Origin of the sequence: Micromonospora sp. NBRC 101691 (genome assembly GCF_030269285.1) — a bacterium.
In the GTDB taxonomy this organism is placed as follows: domain Bacteria; phylum Actinomycetota; class Actinomycetes; order Mycobacteriales; family Micromonosporaceae; genus Micromonospora; species Micromonospora echinospora.
In genome coordinates this window covers 1-18190 of record NZ_BSTB01000002.1, presented here as the reverse complement: position 1 = coordinate 18190, position 18190 = coordinate 1, and the positions used below count along the sequence as shown (strand labels likewise).

General features: G+C 74.9%; 20 protein-coding genes. 10 read left to right on the top strand and 10 right to left on the bottom strand.

What is annotated here, in order from left to right; genetic code table 11:
- Positions 1 to 76: 76 nt before the first annotated feature.
- From QSK20_RS04155 to QSK20_RS04145, 3 genes are read right to left on the bottom strand one after another with little or no spacing between them, the layout of a single operon-like run.
- On the bottom strand, positions 77 to 1054 hold the full coding sequence (locus QSK20_RS04155; RefSeq protein ID WP_285787225.1) for a hypothetical protein: 978 nt from the start codon (positions 1052 to 1054) through the stop codon (positions 77 to 79).
- Complete coding sequence (locus QSK20_RS04150) at positions 1051 to 1590, bottom strand: RNA polymerase sigma factor (protein WP_285787224.1); 540 nt, start codon at positions 1588 to 1590, stop codon at positions 1051 to 1053. The genes QSK20_RS04155 and QSK20_RS04150 overlap by 4 nt, the downstream gene beginning before the upstream one ends.
- 49 nt (positions 1591 to 1639) lie before the next feature.
- On the bottom strand, positions 1640 to 2611 hold the full coding sequence (locus QSK20_RS04145) for a thiamine-phosphate kinase (RefSeq protein ID WP_285787656.1): 972 nt from the start codon (positions 2609 to 2611) through the stop codon (positions 1640 to 1642).
- Between the two features lie 113 nt (positions 2612 to 2724).
- On the opposite strand from QSK20_RS04145, the gene QSK20_RS04140 reads away from it, so the two are divergent.
- Both QSK20_RS04140 and QSK20_RS04135 read left to right on the top strand, forming a co-directional pair.
- Positions 2725 to 2958: an Lrp/AsnC ligand binding domain-containing protein gene (locus QSK20_RS04140; protein WP_285787223.1), complete on the top strand. Its 234-nt coding sequence runs from the start codon at positions 2725 to 2727 to the stop codon at positions 2956 to 2958.
- Positions 2959 to 3630, top strand: coding sequence for a DUF3515 family protein (locus QSK20_RS04135; protein WP_502888838.1), 672 nt, complete (start codon positions 2959 to 2961; stop codon positions 3628 to 3630).
- A 103-nt stretch (positions 3631 to 3733) separates the two neighbouring features.
- Here the strand turns inward: QSK20_RS04135 and QSK20_RS04130 are convergent, their stop codons facing one another.
- Positions 3734 to 4828 (bottom strand): D-alanine--D-alanine ligase family protein, encoded by a 1095-nt coding sequence (locus tag QSK20_RS04130; protein WP_285787222.1) that lies wholly within the window; start codon positions 4826 to 4828, stop codon positions 3734 to 3736.
- 205 nt (positions 4829 to 5033) lie between these two features.
- Between QSK20_RS04130 and QSK20_RS04125 the strand changes: the two genes are divergently transcribed.
- A complete protein-coding gene (locus tag QSK20_RS04125) occupies positions 5034 to 6425 on the top strand; it encodes an ATP-binding protein (RefSeq protein ID WP_285787221.1) in 1392 nt (463 codons plus the stop codon).
- Between the two features lie 42 nt (positions 6426 to 6467).
- Here the strand turns inward: QSK20_RS04125 and QSK20_RS04120 are convergent, their stop codons facing one another.
- The gene (locus QSK20_RS04120; RefSeq protein WP_285787220.1) at positions 6468 to 6686 is read right to left on the bottom strand and encodes a hypothetical protein; all 219 of its coding nucleotides are present in this window, start codon (positions 6684 to 6686) and stop codon (positions 6468 to 6470) included.
- Positions 6687 to 6896: 210 nt separating this feature from the next.
- Entirely contained in the window at positions 6897 to 7070 is a 174-nt protein-coding gene (locus tag QSK20_RS04115) for a hypothetical protein (RefSeq protein WP_285787219.1), read from the bottom strand.
- A 230-nt stretch (positions 7071 to 7300) separates the two neighbouring features.
- Between QSK20_RS04115 and QSK20_RS04110 the strand changes: the two genes are divergently transcribed.
- Both QSK20_RS04110 and QSK20_RS04105 read left to right on the top strand, forming a co-directional pair.
- On the top strand, positions 7301 to 8146 hold the full coding sequence (locus QSK20_RS04110) for a helix-turn-helix domain-containing protein (RefSeq protein WP_088980230.1): 846 nt from the start codon (positions 7301 to 7303) through the stop codon (positions 8144 to 8146).
- 2 nt (positions 8147 to 8148) lie between these two features.
- Complete coding sequence (locus QSK20_RS04105) at positions 8149 to 8358, top strand: DUF397 domain-containing protein (RefSeq protein ID WP_285787218.1); 210 nt, start codon at positions 8149 to 8151, stop codon at positions 8356 to 8358.
- Between the two features lie 33 nt (positions 8359 to 8391).
- Here the strand turns inward: QSK20_RS04105 and QSK20_RS04100 are convergent, their stop codons facing one another.
- Genes QSK20_RS04100 through QSK20_RS04085 form a run of 4 tightly spaced genes read right to left on the bottom strand, consistent with a single transcriptional unit; the run spans position 8392 to position 12213 of the window.
- Positions 8392 to 9201, bottom strand: coding sequence for a putative protein N(5)-glutamine methyltransferase (locus tag QSK20_RS04100; RefSeq protein ID WP_285787217.1), 810 nt, complete (start codon positions 9199 to 9201; stop codon positions 8392 to 8394).
- Positions 9202 to 9210: 9 nt separating this feature from the next.
- Positions 9211 to 10422, bottom strand: coding sequence for a cystathionine gamma-lyase (locus QSK20_RS04095; RefSeq protein ID WP_285787216.1), 1212 nt, complete (start codon positions 10420 to 10422; stop codon positions 9211 to 9213).
- A gap of 13 nt (positions 10423 to 10435) precedes the next feature.
- On the bottom strand, positions 10436 to 11434 hold the full coding sequence (locus tag QSK20_RS04090; RefSeq protein WP_285787654.1) for an NAD(P)H-dependent glycerol-3-phosphate dehydrogenase: 999 nt from the start codon (positions 11432 to 11434) through the stop codon (positions 10436 to 10438).
- Positions 11435 to 11457: 23 nt separating this feature from the next.
- Complete coding sequence (locus tag QSK20_RS04085; RefSeq protein ID WP_285787215.1) at positions 11458 to 12213, bottom strand: lysophospholipid acyltransferase family protein; 756 nt, start codon at positions 12211 to 12213, stop codon at positions 11458 to 11460.
- Between the two features lie 125 nt (positions 12214 to 12338).
- Here QSK20_RS04085 and cofC point away from each other — a divergent pair, with 125 nt between their 5' ends.
- The 5 genes from cofC to QSK20_RS04060 all read left to right on the top strand — a co-directional run bounded on the left by cofC (position 12339) and on the right by QSK20_RS04060 (position 18064).
- Positions 12339 to 12974, top strand: coding sequence for a 2-phospho-L-lactate guanylyltransferase (cofC, locus tag QSK20_RS04080; protein WP_285787214.1), 636 nt, complete (start codon positions 12339 to 12341; stop codon positions 12972 to 12974).
- 25 nt (positions 12975 to 12999) lie between these two features.
- Complete coding sequence (locus tag QSK20_RS04075) at positions 13000 to 13197, top strand: cold-shock protein (RefSeq protein ID WP_285787213.1); 198 nt, start codon at positions 13000 to 13002, stop codon at positions 13195 to 13197.
- Between the two features lie 234 nt (positions 13198 to 13431).
- Positions 13432 to 15636, top strand: coding sequence for an RNA degradosome polyphosphate kinase (locus tag QSK20_RS04070; protein ID WP_285787653.1), 2205 nt, complete (start codon positions 13432 to 13434; stop codon positions 15634 to 15636).
- A 26-nt stretch (positions 15637 to 15662) separates the two neighbouring features.
- A complete protein-coding gene (locus QSK20_RS04065) occupies positions 15663 to 17198 on the top strand; it encodes a CYTH and CHAD domain-containing protein (RefSeq protein WP_285787212.1) in 1536 nt (511 codons plus the stop codon).
- Positions 17186 to 18064 (top strand): bifunctional NUDIX hydrolase/histidine phosphatase family protein, encoded by an 879-nt coding sequence (locus tag QSK20_RS04060; protein ID WP_285787652.1) that lies wholly within the window; start codon positions 17186 to 17188, stop codon positions 18062 to 18064. Before QSK20_RS04065 ends, QSK20_RS04060 begins: the two co-directional genes overlap by 13 nt.
- Positions 18065 to 18190 lie beyond the last annotated feature (126 nt).

Below are 18190 nucleotides of genomic sequence, written 5' to 3'. Positions count from 1 at the left end.
GCGGCCGGCCCGGAACCGGGCCGGCCGCCCCCGATCGGTCGTACGTCACGTCCGCCGCCCGTGGCGCAGGGACGGGTCAGCCCGGCTGGTCGGTGCCGGGCACCACCGCGAAGGTCCAGAGCAGGTAGCTCGACGCCCCGGCCGTCCCGGGCGGAAACCGCGCCGGCGTGGGCGGGGCGGGCGCACCGCGCTCGGCGTACTCGTGGTACTCGCCCACCGCCCGGCCGCTCGCCGGATCGAAGAGGAGCGCGGTCAGCACCTTCCCGGCGGGCTCACGCTGCCCGACGGCCTGGTACCGGTGGCCGTCGACGACGACCTCCCGGGCGACGAGCCCGTCGAGGTCGGCGATCACCTCGTAGAGCGCCACCCGCACCTGCGGCGACAGGCGCGGCTCGGCGGCGGCGAACGTGGTCAGGAGATGGTTGGTCAGGTGCGCCTCCGGCTCCACCGGTCCCGGCCCGGCGTAGGCGTCGATCTCCTCGTCGAGCCGGGCCCGCAGGGCGGCCGGGTCGGTGGGCAGCCCGGCCAGCCAGCCCGGCGTCGGGAAGTACCAGCTGCCGCCCGCGGCGACCACCCGCCGGTTCTCCTCGGCGGTGCTGCCCGCCGGGTACGGGTCGTCGACCGGCCGGTCGACGCCGTCTACGCGCAGCCGCAGCGGCAGCGTGGTCTGCCCGTCGAACCAGGTCTCCCGGACCTCCTTCCAGCCCTCCGGCCCCTCGCTGCGCCGGTAGAGGAGCATGCCGGGCGGGACCGGCTCGGCGGGAACCTGCCCGGCCCGCTCGATCAACTGGGCCATCACCTCCTGCGGGTTCGGGGCCGCCGGCACCGGCGTCGGCCGGCCGGGCGCGAGCACGACCGCCCCGCCGACGGCGAGCGCGACGACCGTCGCGGCGGCGGCGACCGGCGCCAGCCAGCGGGTTCGCCGCACCGGGTGGACGGCCGCCTGATGCCGGCTGATCGCGTGCCAGGTGCGGGCGACCGACTCGGCGGTCGGCTCGGGCCGTCCGGGGGGCAGGTCCCGGACGGCGACCAGGTCGGGCTCGTGACGGCTCATCGGGCGGCTCCTTCGGTGGCCAGGGCGACCCGGACCTTGCTCCGGGCCCGGTGCAGGGCGGACTGGACCGAGCCCAGCGGGATGTCCAGGGCGGCGGCGATCTCGGCGTACTCCAGCTCGGCGACGGCGTACAGGAACAGCACGTCCCGCTGCCGTCGGGGCAGCCCGGCGAGCACGGCGGAGAGCCGGGCGACGGTGCGCTCGGCGTCCACCCGTTCGGCGGTACGCCGCAACGGGCCTTCGACCTCCGGACCGGCCCGCGCGGCGAGGCGCAGCGCGCGGATCTCGGTCCGGCGGTGCCGGCGCAGGAGGTTGGTGGCGATGCCGTAGAGCCACGGCAACAGCTCGCCCCGGGCGCGGTCGTACCGGTCGCGGCGTTCGTAGGCGATCAGGAAGGTCTCCGCCACCACGTCCTCGGCCAACTGCTCGCCGACCCGACGGGTGCAGTAGCGCAGCAGGTCGCGGGCGTACCGCTCGAACATGCCGGCCAGGTCGGCGGGATCCGCCCCGGCCGGCGTGCGCGTGGGCGTCGTCATACCCCTTCTTGCCATCCGCCGGCCGGCGTGTTCCCCGGCCCGGCGACGGTCAGCGGAAGTGGTCCCACCCGGCGGGGCCGTCCCAGGGGCGGCCGTCGACGGTCACCCCGTTCCCCTCGGCCACCCGGCCGATCGCCCGCCACGGCGGGGGCAGGGCCACCGCCGGCGGGAAGGTCGCGGCCAGTGCGTGGTCGTCGCCGCCGGCGAGGATCCAGCCGTACGGGTCGACGCCGAGCGCCTGGGCGGCGTCGGCCATCTGCCGGGGCACCTCGAACGCGTCGCGCCGGAGGTCGACGGCGACCCCGCTGGCCCGGGCCACGTGCCCGAGGTCGGCCAGCAGTCCGTCCGAGACGTCGATCATGGCGGTGGCGCCGAGCCGGGCGGCGTACGGGCCGGCCGGGTAGGGCACCTCCGGTCGCCGGTACGCCTCGACCAGCAGTTTCGGCGTCCGGAAGCCCCGCGACAGCACGGTGTAGCCGGCCGCCGCGTACCCGATCCGCCCGGCCAGGGCGACCACGTCGCCGGGGCGGGCCCCGGAGCGGAGCACCGGCGCCCGGCCGCCCAGGTCACCGAAGGCGGTCACCGCGACGGTCAGCGTCGGGCTGGCGGACATGTCACCGCCGACCACTCCCGCCCCGACCTTGGCGGCCTCGGCGGCCAGCCCGTCGGCCAGCCCTTCCGCCCAGGCCACGTCGAGGTCCGGCGGCACGCAGAGGGCCACCAGCAGGGCGGTCGGGCTCGCCCCCATGGCCGCGATGTCGGCCAGGTTCGCCGCCGCCGCCCGGTGTCCCACGTCCACCGCGCTCGACCAGTCCCGCCGGAAGTGCCGCCCCTCCACCAGCACGTCGGTGGAGGCGACCACCCGGCTGTCCGGGGCCGCCACCACCGCCGCGTCGTCGCCCGGGCCGAGCAGGCACGCCGACCCGTACGACAGCCGGGCGGTCACCCGGTCGATCAGCTGGAACTCTCCGCTGCCCACGACGCTCCTGTCGTTGTCGGCGTCACCGTTGCCGCGCTCCACGCCGCTCTGCTCGCTCACCGCTTCTCCTTGACCACCGATCGGGGTCGGCCCTGGTGGGTAGGGTAGTTTCACTCCTCGGGCCGCCCCTGGTGGCGACGGACGGAGGTCGAGTCGTGGTTCAGGCGTACATCCTCATCCAGACCGAGGTCGGCAAGGCACGTGACGTGGCCGGTGTGATCGCGGATCTTGCCGGCGTGGTACGGGTCGACGCCGTCACCGGGCCGTACGACGTGGTGGTGCTCACCGAGGCGAACAACGTCGACGAACTCGGCAAACTGATTGTCAGCAAGGTGCAGATGGTGCCCGGCATCACCCGCACCCTGACCTGTTCGGTGGTGCGACTGTAAGTGGACGAGAAGACTCCCCCTGCCGGCCCCGAGGAGACCACGGCGGCCACCGGCCCGGCGGACTCCGGCGCGGAGCCGACCGGCCCGGTGAAGCGGCGCGGCGGCTGGGACCGGTCGACCCGGACGGCGGCCCTGGTCGCCGCGGTGGTCGCCCTGCCGGTCACGGTGGCTGTGGCCGGTCTCACCTTCAACGTGCTCTCGCCCGACGAGTCGGCCGCGCCGAGCCCGAGCGAGAGCGTGCAGGCGCTCGGGCCGAAGTCCACCGTCCCGGTGGAGATGGCCGCCCAACCGCTGGCGGAACGCCCCGCGACGGTCTGCCGGGCGCTGCTGTCGAACCTTCCCGCGGCCGTCCGGGAACTGCCGCAGCGGCCGGTCACCGCCGGACCGGAGCAGAACGCGGCGTACGGCGACCCGGCGCTCACCGTGTCCTGTGGCGTGCCCGAGCCGACCATCCCCCTGACCGACACGGTCTGGGTGGTCGAGCAGGTCTGCTGGCACGCCAGCGAGCAGGGCGACGCCACGGTGCTCACCACGGTCGACCGGGAGGCCGCGGTCCGGGTGACCGTGCCGAAGCGGTACGAGCAGCCGTTGCAGTGGGTGAGCCCGATCTCGGAGGCGATCGTCGCCTCCATCCTCAGCGCCGGCCCCGTCCCGTCCGGCTGCCGGGGCTGAGTCGTCACCGCTGCCGCGGTGGTTCCCCGGCCGGGGCAGGCCACCGCCGCAGCGGGATCGGCGGCCCCGGTCCGGTCGCCGACGCTCGTCCTCCCGCCGACGCTCAGCCGCGCCGCAGCGCGGTGCGGATCAGCCGGTTGACCAGCTTCGGATACTCCAGTCCCGAGGCCGCCCACATCCGAGGGAACATCGACGACGGGGTGAAGCCCGGCATCGTGTTCACCTCGTTGAGGTAGACGTCCAGCTCCGGGGTGACGAAGAAGTCGACCCGGGCCAGGCCGGCACAGTCCAGGGCGGTGAAGGCCCGGGTGGCGTACTCGCGCACCTGCCGGGTGACGTGCTCGGGCAGTTCGGCCGGGACGTCGTACTCGCAGACCTCGTCGGCGTCGATGTACTTCGCCTCGAAGTCGTAGAAGTCGTGGTCGGCGACGAGGCGCACCTCGGCCAGGACGGACGCCTCGGGCGCGCCGCCGGCCTCCCCCTCCAGCACGCCACACTCGATCTCCCGCCCGACGACGGCCGCCTCGACCAGCACCTTCGAGTCGATCTGACGGGCCGTGGCGATGGCCGCGTCGAGCTGCGACCAGTCGGTGACCTTGCTGATGCCGAAGGACGAGCCGGCCCGGGAGGGCTTGACGAAGACCGGCAGGCCGAGCCGTTCCTTCTCCTCCTCGGCGAGGGTCGCGCCGCTGCGCAGCACCGTGTACGGGCCGACCGGGATGCCCTCGACGGCACAGAGCTTCTTGGTGAACTCCTTGTCCATCGCGGCGGCGGAGGCGAAGACGTTCGCCCCGACGTACGGGATGCCGGCCATCTCCAACAGGCCCTGGATGGTGCCGTCCTCCCCGTACGCGCCGTGCAGCACCGGGAAGACCACGTCCACCCCGGCCAACGCCCGGGGCCCCTCGGTCGGGTCGAGCACCATCAGTCCGCCACTGGTCGGGTCGGCCCGGAGCACCACCTCCGCCCCGGTGGCCGTGGTGATCTCCGGCAGCCGACGGTCGGCGATCGCCAGGCGGGACGGGTCCCCGTCGGCCAGCACCCACTGCCCGGCGCGGGTGATCCCGACCGGCACCACGTCGAACTCGTCCGGGTCCAGCGCGCCGAGCACGCTGCCCGCGCTCACGCAGGAGATGCCGTGTTCGGGGCTACGGCCGCCGAAGACGATGGCGACGCGGGTCTTGCCTGGGGTGGTCACTGGCTTCATCTCCGGTTCGGCGAATGCGGTGGCCCGCGAGCCCGCTGACGGCGCTCGCCTGGTCGACCTTACTGTGCGTGGCGGCACGCCGGTGGTGATACCCGGACCGGCCGCCACCCTCTCGGCAATCGGTCATCACGTCCTGTACGGTGCGTGACACCCCGGCGAGGAACGGCGGCGCGACGGCGGACACTACCCTGCTCTGGTGACCGATGCCGACCCGTTGATCGCCAGTCTCACCGCCGCCGTCGACGCCCGTCCGGAGGACCTGCCGCTGCGCCTGCACCTGGCCGGGCTGCTGCTCGACGCCGGACGCGGCGGGGAGGCGATCGCGCACCTCGGGCAGGCGCTGACCCGCGACCCGGGCCACACCGGGGCGCAGGCCCTGATGCAGCGCGCGCTGGGCGTGCCTCCGGCCGGAGCCGGCACCCCGGACGGGCGCACCACGGACGGGCGCACCCCGGCCGGAGCCGGCACCCCGGACGGGCGCACCACGGACGGGCGCACCCCGGGCGGAACCGGCACCCCGGACGGGCGCACCACGGACGGGCGCACCCCGGGCGGAACCGGCACCCCGGCGCCGACCGGGTCTCCGGACGCCCCGGATTCCCCGGTCGATCCGCTCGCCGCGTACGAGCGGGAACTGGCGGACGTCGTACCGCCCCGGTTCGTCCGGTCCGGGGACGAACCGGAGCCGGTGACCGGCGACGCGGACCGGGCGTACGACGTGGAGACCTCGACGGTGCGACTGGCCGACGTCGGCGGCATGGAGGCGGTGAAGGAGCGGCTGGAGCTGGCCTTCCTCGGCCCGCTGCGCAACCCGGAGCTGCGCCGGATGTACGGCAAGAGCCTGCGCGGCGGCCTGATGCTCTACGGCCCGCCCGGTTGCGGCAAGACGTTCCTGGCCCGCGCGGTCGCCGGCGAGATGGGGGCGAAGTTCCTGTCCCTGTCCATCGTGGACGTGCTGGACATGTGGATGGGCAACTCGGAGCGGAACCTGCACGAGCTGTTCCAGGCGGCCCGGCGTAACGCCCCCTGCGTGCTCTTCCTCGACGAGGTGGACGCGCTGGGGCACAAGCGGTCGAAGGTCACCTCCAGCTCGATGCGGACGGTCGGCAACCAACTCCTGGCCGAACTGGACGGCATGGAGGGCAGCAACGAGGGCGTCTTCGTGCTGGCCGCCACCAACACCCCGTGGGACGTGGACGCGGCGCTGCGCCGGCCGGGACGGCTGGACCGGATGGTGCTGGTGCTGCCGCCGGACGCGGAGGCCCGCCGGGCGATCCTGGAGTACCACCTGCGGGACCGGCCGATCGCCGGTATCGACCTGCGGAAGGTGGTGGCCGCCACCGAGGACTTCTCCGGCGCCGACCTGGCTCACCTCTGCGAGACCGCCGCCGAGTTCGCGATGGCCGACTCGGTGCGCCGGGGCGAGGTGCGGATGATCGGCCAGGGCGACCTCGACCGGGCACTGAAGGAGGTCCGGCCCTCGACGCGTCCGTGGCTGGCCACCGCCCGCAACGTCGCCATGTTCGCCAACGAGGGCGGCGTCTACGACGACCTGGTCGCCTACCTCAAGCGGCGGCGGCTGCTCTGAGTCGGGTGCTCCCGGCGGCCCGGGGCAGCGCCGTGGAGCGGATCAGCAACCGCCGTAGCGGCGTCCGACCGCGATCACCTTGACCCGCTGCCGGCCGGCGCGGACCATGCCGAGCGCCATGAAGGCGCTGGCGATCCGGTCGGCGGCGGCCCGGCTGCTCGCGCTGACCACCTGCCGGCGGCGCTCCGGCATGATCCGCTCGTTCCGGACCGTGTCGTCGAGCGGGCGCACGTCGGTGAGCACGACCAGGAACCGGGTCACCGGGGATCACCGCCGCCCCACCCGGGTCCCCGTACGTCCCGGGCCGGGGGTGCCGCCGGCCCGTCCGCGTCGTACGGCGCGTGCCGCGCCACGCCACCCCTCGCGTGACGCGGCACGCCGTACCGGACGGCCGCTCCCGTCGTCCGGTCGTTTCCCGCGCGTCGCGCGCTCCCCGGCCCGGGCCGGCACGGGGTTCGCGGACACCCGGGGTCAGGAGGCACGACGCACCTCTTCGGGCTCGGCGGTGGTGGCGGCGAGGCCACCGGAGGAGTCCCGGCAGACGTAGGCGAGGTTGGTGTGGATCCACGTGCCCTCGTTGTCCCGTAGCACCGGGCACGCGCACCAGCGGCAACGCGACACCCGAGGCCAGCAACCGGTGGTCATCAGATCCCCTTCCGGTGCGCCGTGGTGGGAGACACGTGGTGGTCGGGTGGGGGAGTAGGAACCCGACCACCACGCGTCTCATTTCCCCTCCGTCGCTCACCGCCACCGTCGCCACGACCACCGGCGGTGAGGACTCCGCCACAGCCTGACACCTCGAACAGCATGAATGCAACTCTCATGCATCCCTCTCTCATGCACGCATTCCCATGGATCTGTGCGACGATCGAGGCATGGCACCGAAGACCGCCCGGGCCCGTCGGCTCGGCATCGCGCTGCGCAGTCACCGGGAGGCGGCCGGCCTGACCCTCGAAGCCGCCGCAGACGAGATCAACAGCACCCGCAGCACCCTGTCCCGCTACGAGAACGCCCAGACGCTGATCAGTCCGGCCACCGTCCGGGCGCTGCTCACGCTCTACGGCGTCGGCGCGGAGGACATCGACGCCGCCGTCGCGCTGGCCAAGGACGCCCGCAAACCCGGCTGGTGGGTCTCCTACTCGTACGTCCTCGACAAACGCACCATCGACTTCATCGCGCTGGAGGCCGAGGCGAGCGCCATCGCCAACTTCGAGCCGTCCGTGGTGCCGGGCCTGCTCCAGACCGCGGACTACATCCGGGCGGTGATGCGGGGCGGCCCGCACACGCTCACCGACGAGGGGGTCGAGCAGCGGGTCAAGGCCCGGCTGGACCGGCAGCAGCGGCTCACCGGCCCGGAACCGCCCATCTTCGACGCGATCATCGACGAGGGCGCGCTGCTCCGACCGGTCGGCGACCAGGCGGTGATGGCGACACAGCTCGACCACCTGCTCAAGATGATCGAGCTGCCCAACATCACGGTCCAGGTCATCCCGCTGGTCGCCGGCTACCACCGGGGCACCCGGGGCTCCCTGCACATCCTGGAGTTCCCCGACCCGGAGGACCCGATCATCGCCTCGGTGGAGACGGTCGCCGGTCAGATGGTCCTCGACCGCCCCGGCGACCTGCGTACCTGCACCAAGATCATGGAACACCTGCGGAGCGTCGCGCTCAGCCCGGCGGCGAGCCGCGACCAGCTCGTCCGACTCCTGAAGGGACGGTAACGATGACACCGACGACCCACCCGGCGCTGGCCACGGCCCGGTGGCGCAAGAGCAGCCACAGTGGAGACGAGGGCGCCTGCGTGGAGATGGCGGTCGTCCCGCGTACGGTCGCGATCCGCGACTCCAAGGACCCGGACGGCCCGGTGCTCCTGTTCTCCCGGTCCGCCTGGACCGCCTTCGCCGACGCCCCGCCCGCCCCGCCGGTGCGCTGACGCCGGGTGTCTGCCGGGGCCCCTTCCCGTGCCCTACTCGGTGGGCAGGGGCCCCGGCCGACACCGCAGGCGAGCGGTCACCGCCGTGGCGTCGAGTTCCGCCGAACGGGTGACCGTCGGCACCAGGCCACACCCGGCCAGCTCGGCGCAGAACGCGTCGACCTGGTCCCCACCGACCTCCACCACCAGGTGCCCGCCCGGGGCGAGCCAACGTACCGCGTCCCCGGCCAGCCGGCGCAGCACGGCGAGCCCGTCCGATCCGCCGTCCAGCGCCACGGTCGGCTCGTGCAGGCGGGCCTCGGGCGGCATCAACTCCACCGCCGCCGTCGGCACGTACGGCGCGTTCGCCACGACCAGGTCCAGCCGGCCCCGCCAGTGGGCCGGCAACGGATCGAACAGGTCGCCCTCGTACACCGGCACGCCCAGCCCGGCCAGGTTGCGCCGGGCGCATCCGACGGCGACCGGGTCGACGTCGGCGGCGGCCTGCCAGCGGGGCCGCAGCCGCCGCGCCAGCAGCAGCGAGACCGCGCCGGAGCCGCAGCAGAGCTCCACCACCGCCGGTTCCGGCCCGGCCACCGCCCCGGCGGCGGTGGCCAGCCAGGCGGTCCGACGGCGCGGCACGAACACCCCCGGCGCGACGGTCACCCGCAGGCCGCCGAACTCGACCCAGCCGAGCAGGTGTTCCAGGGGCTCGCCGGCCACCCGGCGGTCGGCGAGCGCCGCCAGCGCGGCGGGCGAGTCGGCGGCGGCGACGAGCAGCTCCGCCTCGTCCTCGGCGAAGACACAGCCCGCGGCGCGGAGCCGGCGGACGAGGGCGGAACGGTCGGACGTGGACGATGCCATGGTGGGGCCCTACGCCGGGCGTACGGCGTCCAGGGCGGCGGTCAGGTCGGCCACCAGGTCGGCGGTGTCCTCCACCCCGCAGGAGAGTCGGACGAAGCCGGGCGCGGTGTCGTCGCCCCACTGGGCCCGCCGGTCGGCGGTGGTGTGCAGCCCGCCGAACGACGTGGCGGCGGCGACCAGCCGGGACGCCGTCACGAAGCGGGCGACCCGAACGGCGTCACCGAGGTCGAACGAGACGATCCCCGGCAGCCGGCGCATCTGGGCCGACGCCACCGGGTGGGCGGGGTCCTCGGGCAGCCCCGGCCAGCGCACCCCGGTCACGTCGGGGCGGCCGACGAGCAACCTGGCCACCGCCTCGGCGTTCGCCGACTGCCGGGCCAGCCGCAGGTCCAGGGTGGCCAGCGAGCGGTGGGCCAGCCAGGCGTCGAACGCGCCGGGTACCGCGCCGGTGGTGGTGCGCCAGGCGGTCACCGTCTCCAGCAGGTGCGCCGACCGGCTGGCGACGTAGCCGAGGAGCAGGTCGGAGTGGCCGGTCAGGGCCTTGGTGCCGGAGGCGACCACCAGGTCCGCGCCGAGGTCCAGCGGACGCTGCCCGAGTGGGGTCGCGGTGGTGTTGTCCACCGCGAGCAGCGCCCCGGCCGCGCGCGCCCGCTCCGCCAGCGCGGCGACGTCGCAGACGTCCAGGCCGGGGTTGGCCGGCGTCTCCACCAGCACCAGGCGTACGCCGTCCAGCGCCGGGTACGGTCCGGCGGTCGGTACGAAGCGGACGTCCACCCCCGTCCCGGCCAGGGTCTGCGTGGCGAACGACCGGACCGGGAAGTACCCGTCGGCGGGGAGCAGGACGGTGTCCCCCGGACGCAGCACGGCCAGCAGCAGCCCGGTGATCGCGGCCTGTCCGCTGGCGAAGACCCGGCAGTCGCCCCCCTCCAGCTCCCCGATCGCCGCCTCCAGCAGCCGACGGGTGGGGTTGTCGGGTCGGCCGTAGCCGTTCGGGCTGGCCGCCGGCCCCTGCCACGGGTCGAGGTGGTACGGCGCGGCGAAGACCGGGCCGGGCAGGAACGGCTGGCCGGGGGCCGGTTCGGGCAGCCCGGCGTGCACACACCGGGTGCCGTCGGCCCAGTCCGCCGGGAACCCGCCCGGCTCCGGTGCCGCCCCGACCGGCGGGGACTGCCCGCCCGGTGCCGTCCCGCCCACCGGTCCTGTGCCGGTCCGCTCCGCCACGTCCGCCCCCGTCCTACTCCGGTTTCGTGGTCCGGCTCATCAGGGCCCGGACCGCCAGGCGCGGGTCGACACCCTCGTGGCAGACCCGTTCGACCTGCTCGGTGATGGGCATCTCCACCCCGTGCGCGCGGGCCAGGTCGCGGATCGCCAGGCAGCTCTTGACCCCCTCGGCGGTCTGCCGGGTGGCCACCTGCGCCTGTTCCAGGGTCTCCCCCCGGCCCAGGTGCTCGCCGAAGGTGCGGTTGCGCGACAGCGGCGACGAGCAGGTGCCGACCAGGTCGCCCATGCCGGCCAGCCCGGCGAAGGTCAGCGGGTCCGCGCCGAGCGCCACGCCCAGTCGGGCGGTCTCGGCCAGCCCCCGGGTGATCAGCATGGCGCGGGTGTTGTCCCCGAAGCCCATCGCGGTGGCGATGCCGTACGACAGGGCGATCACGTTCTTGACCGCGCCGCCCAGCTCGCAGCCGATCACGTCGTCGTTGGTGTACGGCCGGAAGTACGGCGTGGTGACCGAGCGTTGCACCAGCGTGGCCCGCCCGACGTCGGTGCAGGCGACCACGGTGGCGGCCGGCTGCCCGGCGGCGATCTCGGGAGCCAGGTTCGGGCCGGAGACCACCACCACCCGGTCCGCCGCCACCTTGGCGGTCTCCACGATCACCTCGCTCATCCGCTTGGTGGTGCCCAGCTCGATCCCCTTCATCAGGGAGACCAGCGTGGCGTCCGGCTCCAGGTGGCCGGCCCACTCGGCGAGGTTGCCGCGCAGCGTCTGGGACGGCACCGCCAGCACCACCACCTCGGCCCCGGAGATGGCCTCGACCGCGTCGGCGGTGGCCGTCACCCGCTCGGGCAGGCGCAGGTCGGGCAGGTACTCCGGGTTCCGCCCCCGGTGCCGGATCTCCTCGGCGACCGTTCGCCGCCGCGCCCAGATCGCCACCTCCCGGCCCGCGTCGGCGAGGATCTTGGCGAACGCCGTGCCCCAGGACCCGGCCCCGAGCACCGCCACGTGCCCGCTCATCGCGGACGGATCGCGCCGCGCGCTCACGCGCCACCCCCGGGTCGCTCGACGCCGTCCCGGCCCGCCTCGACGGCGCCCGGCCGCCCCGGGCGCTCCCACAGCGGCGGGGGTGTGCCGCCCCGGATCCCGGCGAGCAGGTCGCGGATCCCGAGCATGATCTCGTCGGTCATCTCTTCCAACGTCGCTTTCGTCGGTGGCGCGTCCGCCCAGCGGCCCAGGTCGACGGGCGGGCCGGCGGCCACCGTGACCGGGATGCGCGGACGCAGGCTCACCCGGTTCCGCCGGGGGTCGATGATCCGCTCCGGTCCCCACATCGCCACCGGGACCACCGGCGCTCCGGTGGCCAGCGCGAGCCGGGCCGCGCCGGTCTTGCCGCGCATCGGCCACAGGTCCGGCTCCCGGGTGAGCGTGCCCTCCGGGTAGACGACCACCGCGCCGCCCTCGTCGAGCGCGGCGACCAGGGCGTCGAGGGAACGGGCCGCGTCGACGGTGCCCCGCTCCACCGGGATCTGGCGGCAGCGGCGCAGGATCGCCCCCACCACCGGCACCCGGAAGACGCTGGCCTTGCCGAGGAAACGCGGCCACCGGCCGGCGTCGTAGACGAAGTGCGCGGAGACCAGCGGATCGGCGTACGAGAGGTGGTTGGGGACGATGATCACCCCACCGTCGCGGGGGATGTGCTCCATGCCGGTCCAGGTGCGGCGGGTCCAGACGGTCATCACGGGCTTGACCACCACCACGGCGAACCACTGCCAGAAACCCAGCCTGCGCCGTGCCACCGTGCCTCCTCGTTCCGCCCGCCCCGCGACCGCGTCCACCGGTGACGCCCGCAGCGAAATCATGCCTGCTCCCCCCGGACGGGGCCAGCGAGGGTGCCGCACCCCGGCTGGGGCAGGATGAGCCGGTGAGCGAGCCGAGCTGGACCGTGGTGGTACCGGTGAAGCGCCTTGACGTGGCGAAGAGCAGACTACGCGGCGCGCTGCCGGGCGTACCGCACGAGTCCCTGGCCCTGGCCCTCGCGCTGGACACGGTCCGCGCGGTGCTCGCCTGCGACGCGGTGGCCGCCCTGCTGGTGGTGACCGACGACGCCCGGGCCGCCACGGCGGTCCGCGCGGCGGGTGCCCGGGTGCTGCCGGACGCCCCGGACGCCGGGCTCAACGCCGCGCTGCGGCACGGCGCGGCGGCCGTCGACGGTCCGGTGGCCGGGCTCACCGCCGACCTGCCCGCGTTGCTCCCGGGCGACCTGGACGCGGCGCTGCGGGCCACCGCCGACGCCCCGGGACGCCATTTCGTCGCCGACGCCCCGGGCGACGGCACCGTGCTGCTCGCCGCGCCGGCCGGCGTGCCGCTGGACCCGCGTTTCGGGGCCGGCTCGGCCGCCGCGCACGCCGCCAGCGGGGCACTCCCCCTGGCCGGTGGCTGGCCGAGCCTGCGCCGGGACGTGGACACCCCGGCCGACCTGGCGGAGGCCGCCCGGCTCGGGCTGGGTCCGCACACGGCCGCGCTAGCCGCCCGTCGCCCGGCCGTCGCCCCGGGCTGACCCGCGCGGGTGTACGGTGCGGGACATGCAGGGCACGGTGGCCACCTTCGACGGCACGACACGCACCGGGACGCTGCTCCTCGACGACGGAACCGAGCTGTCCTTCCCGGCCCGCGCCTTCGACGCCTCCGGGCTGCGCCTGCTCCGCCTCGGCCAACGGGTCCGCGTCGACCGGGACGCCGCCGGCGAGATCGTCAGGGTGACCTTGCCGACCATGGACTGACCTGGCCTGCGCAAGTTCATTTCGTGTTCACCCTCGTCAGGTCATGATGGCGGGGTGAGCACCCCTCCGCGCCGCCGACCGGTCCGCCCGCGCCGCACCCCCGAGCCGTCCGGCCCGGCGGCCACGGAGACGGCCGACGACGCGGCGGACGGCACCGACACCGCGGCTCCCACGCAGCCCGGCACCGCCCGGGGTGGCGGGGACGGGACGACCGCGAGCGACGTCGACGGCCGGATCAACGACGGCCAGCCGGAACCGGGCGCCGGGGGTGCCGCGTCCGCCGGGGTGGAGGAGGTCGCCGACCCGGAGCGGGTTACGCCGGCCGACGCGGGGCCCGCCGCCCCCGGCCCCGACACGGACGCCCCGGCGGCCGAACCGCTGCCCGAGGACCGCTTCCTCAACCGCGAGCTCTCCTGGCTGGACTTCAACGCCCGGGTGCTCACCCTGGCCGAGGACCCGCGCACCCCGCTGCTGGAGCGGGCGAAGTTCCTGGCCATCTTCGCCAGCAACCTCGACGAGTTCTACATGGTCCGGGTCGCCGGGCTGAAGCGACGCCTCCAGGCCGGTCTGCCGGTGCGCGGCGGCGACCGGATGCCGCTGCGCACCCAGCTCGACCTGATCGCGGAGAAGACCGCCGGCCTGGCCGCCCGGCACGCCGCCTGCTTCGTCGAGGACGTCCAGCCGAGGCTGGCCGCCGAGGACATCCACCTGCTGGACTGGTCCGACCTCGGCGACCCGGAGCGGGAGCGGCTGCGCACGTACTTCCGCGAGCAGATCTTCCCGGTGCTTACCCCGCTGGCCGTCGACCCGGCGCACCCGTTCCCGTACATCTCGGGGCGGTCGCTCAACCTGGCGGTGACCGTCCGCGACCCGCACGGCGGGACGGAGCTGTTCGCCCGGGTGAAGGTGCCGAACAACGTCCCCCGGTTCGTCCGGGTCTGCCGGGACCTGCCCGGGGTGCGGTTCCTGCCGGTCGAGGAGCTGATCTCGGTGCACCTGGGGCAGCTCTTCTCCGGCATGCAGGTGGTCGAGTGCCACCTGTTCCGGGTCACCCGCAACGCGGAGCTGGAGGTCGACGAGGACCGCGACGAGGACCTGCTCCAGGCCCTGGAGCGGGAGCTGGCCCGACGCCGGTTCGGCCCGCCGGTGCGCCTGGAGGTGGCCGCCTCCATCTCCGACCACATGCTGGAGCTGCTCGTCCGGGAGCTGGACATGGACGCCACGGACGTACTGCGCGTGCGGGGCCTGCTGGACCTCTCGGCGCTCTGGCAGCTCTACGGCGAGGCGGACCGCCCCGACCTGAAGGACCCGCCGTTCGTCCCCGCCACCCACCCCCGGCTCACCGAGGGGGAGGTGCCGCGCAGCGTCTTCGCCACCCTGCGGGACGGGGACGTGCTGGTGCACCACCCGTACCACTCCTTCGCGACCAGCGTGCAGCGCTTCGTCGAGCAGGCCGCCGCCGACCCGAACGTGCTGGCCATCAAGCAGACCCTCTACCGCACCAGCGGCGACTCCCCGATCGTCGACGCGCTGGTCGACGCCGCCGAGGCCGGCAAGCAGGTGGTGGTGCTGGTCGAGCTGAAGGCCCGGTTCGACGAGGTGGCGAACATCGGCTGGGCCCGCACCCTGGAACGGGCCGGCTGCCACGTCGTCTACGGGCTGGTGGGCCTGAAGACACACTGCAAGACCGCCCTGGTGGTCCGGCAGGAGGGCAACCAGATCCGCCGCTACTGCCACATCGGCACCGGCAACTACCATCCGAAGACCGCCCGGCTCTACGAGGACTTCGGCGTGCTCACCGCCGACCCGGAGATCGGCGCGGACCTGACCGACCTGTTCAACGTGCTCACCGGCTACAGCCGGCAGACCACCTACCGACGGCTGCTGGTCGCCCCGCAGGGCATCCGGCGGGGCCTGATCGAGCGGATCGAGCGGGAGATCGCGCACACCCGGCTCGGTGCGCCCGGACTGGTGCAGTTCAAGGTGAACTCCCTGGTGGACGAGGAGGTCACCGACGCGCTCTACCGGGCGTCCCGGGCCGGGGTGCACGTGGACCTGATCATCCGGGGCATGTGCACGTTGCGTCCGGGCGTGCCGGGGCTGTCGGAGAACATCCGGGTCCGGTCGATCCTCGGCCGGTTCCTGGAGCACTCCCGGATCTTCCGGTTCGGCAACGACGGGGCGGCGGAGTTCTGGATGGGCTCGGCCGACCTGATGCACCGCAACCTGGACCGTCGGGTGGAGGCGCTGGTCCAGGTCAGCGATCCGGTGGCCCGCGCCGAACTGGACCACGTGCTGACCGCCGCGATGAGCCCCGAGGTGGACGCGTTCGAGTTGGCCGCCGACGGCACCTGGAGCCGCCGGGAGAGCACCCCGGACACGCCGTCGCAGCACCTCCAGGAGCTGCTGCTGCGTCGGGTCGGTGGCACCGCCGGCTGACCCGACGGTCGACATAGTCTGGGGCGATGGTCGAACAGGAGCGCAAGTACGCGGTGCCGGCCGACTTCCGGCTGCCGGACCTGTCCCCCGCCCTGCCCGCCGGTGGCCGGGTCGACAGTCCGGCACCGGTGACCCTGGTCGCCACCTACTTCGACACCGCCGACCTGCGGCTGGCCCGGGCCGGGGTCTCGCTGCGGCACCGGGAGGGCGACGAGGCGCCCTGGACGGTCAAGCTGCCCACCGGCACCCCCGGCGTCCGGCACGAGATCTCCCGTCCGGGGTCCACCGACGCCGTGCCGACGGAGCTGGCCGAGCTGGTCACCGTCCACCACCGGGGTGCGCTGCTGGCCGCGGTCGCCCTGGTCAGCACGGTACGGGACATTCGTCGACTGTGCGACGCCGACGGCGGACTGCTCGCCGAGGTGGTGGACGACCGGGTGACCTCGTTGGCCGCCGAGGGTTCAACGAGCACGGTCGACCTGAGCTTCCGGGAGGTGGAGGTCGAACGCGGCAGCGCGGACACCGACCTGCTGGACCGGGTGGAGGAGCTGCTCACCACGGCGGGCGCGCGGCTGGCGGAGTTCGTCCCCAAACACGTCAAGGCGCTCGGCGCGGCGGCCCGGAAGGCGCCGGACCTGGTCCCGCCCGGGGAGCTGCCGGCCGCGCCGACCGCCGGCGACGTGGTCACCGAGGCGGTCCGGCGCGGCGTGCGCCGCATCCTCCGCTACGACCCGCTGGTCCGCCTCGGCGCGGAGGCCGGTGACGTCGAGGCGGTCCGGAAGATGCGGGTCGGCACCCGGCGGCTCCGCAGCGACCTGCGCACCTTCGCCCCGCTGCTCGACGCCGCCTGGGCGGATCCGCTCGCCGACGAGCTGCGCTGGCTCGGCGGGGTGCTCGGCGAGGCCCGGGACGTCGAGGTGCTCCGCGACCGGCTGCGGCGTACCGCCGGGGCCGACCCGGTCAGCACGCTCGACGCGGGCGCGCTGGACCGGCTGGACGCCGCGCTCGCCGCCCGGCAGCGGCAGGCCGCCACCACGGTGGCCGAGGCGCTGCGTTCGCCCCGCTACGTCGCCCTGGTCGGGTCCCTGGTGGCGGCGGACCGTGCTCCCGGGCTGACGGGCCGGGCGGACGCGCCCGCGGGGAAGGTCCTGCCCCGGCTGGTCCGCAAGCCGTGGCGCAGGCTGGCCCACGGCACCGGTCGGCACGGCGGCGTGCCCGCGCTGGACCCGGTCGGCCCGGACGAGCAGTGGCACGACGTCCGCAAGGCCGCCAAGCGGGCCCGCTACGCGCTGGAGGCGGTCGCCCCGGTGCTGGGCGCGGGCGCGGCGAAACTCGCCCGTGCCGTCCGGGAGAGCCAGACGCTGCTCGGCGCGCACCAGGACGCCGCCGTGGCCGCCGAGACCTGGACGGCGCTGGCGCTGGCGCACCCCGACGACCCGGTCCTGGCGGTGACCGCCGGTCGGCTGGCCGAGCGGGAACGGGCCGAGGTCCGCCGGGCCCGCGCCGACTTCCCGGACACCTGGCTTCGGGCGGTACGTCGCCGGAAGGGCTGGCTGCGGTGAGCGTGATCCGGGCGGCGGGCGGGGTGGCGTGGCGTCCCGCCGCCGGTGGCGGGACCGAGGTCTGCCTGGTGCACCGTCCCCGGTACGGGGACTGGTCGCTGCCGAAGGGCAAGCTGGAGCCGGGGGAACACCCGTTGCTCGCCGCACTCCGCGAGGTCGCCGAGGAGGCCGACGTGCAGGGGGTGCCGCAGGTCCGCCTGCCGAGCGTCTCGTACCGCAGCGAGGGCCGTCCGAAGGTGGTCGACTACTGGTCGCTGCGGGCGGGTGCGGGCGGGGGTTTCCAGGCGGGCACCGAGGTCGACGAGGTGCGTTGGCTTCCGGTGGCGGCGGCGCTGGACCTGGTGAGCTACCCGCACGACGCCGAGGTGCTGCGCGCGTTCGCGGCTCTGCCGCCGGTGACCGGCACGGTGGTGCTGGTCCGGCACGCGCGGGCCGGCGCCCGGGGCACCTGGTCCGGACCGGACACCGCCCGGCCGCTGGACGCCACCGGGTGGACGCAGGCCCGGATGCTCGCCCGGTTGGTGGCCGCGATCCGCCCGGTACGCCTCGTCTCCGCCGCGCCCCGTCGCTGTGTGCAGACCCTCGGTCCGCTGGCCGAGTCGCTGGACCTGCCGATCGAGGTGGACCGCGACCTGGACGAGCCGGAGGCGGGGCAGCAGCCGGTGGAGCGGGCCCTCGCCGCCGCAGCCCGGTTGACCGCGTTGGCCGCCTCGGACGGGCCGGTCGTGGCGTGCAGTCAGGGCAAGGTGATCCCGCCGGCCCTGGAGCGGCTGACCGGCAGGTCGGACGACTTCACCACCGCCAAGGGTGGCGGCTGGCTGCTGGCGTTCACCGCCGACGGGATGCTCCCGCCCGACCGTCTCTGAGAGAGTGTTGGGTAACTGGAGGGCTACTTCTGGTTGAGTTCGTTGTTGAGGCGTCGGGCTGCTTCGGTCTCGATGGGGCCTTGCGGTTCGATGTCCTCACCGGCGAGGCGGGCAGCCATCAGGCGG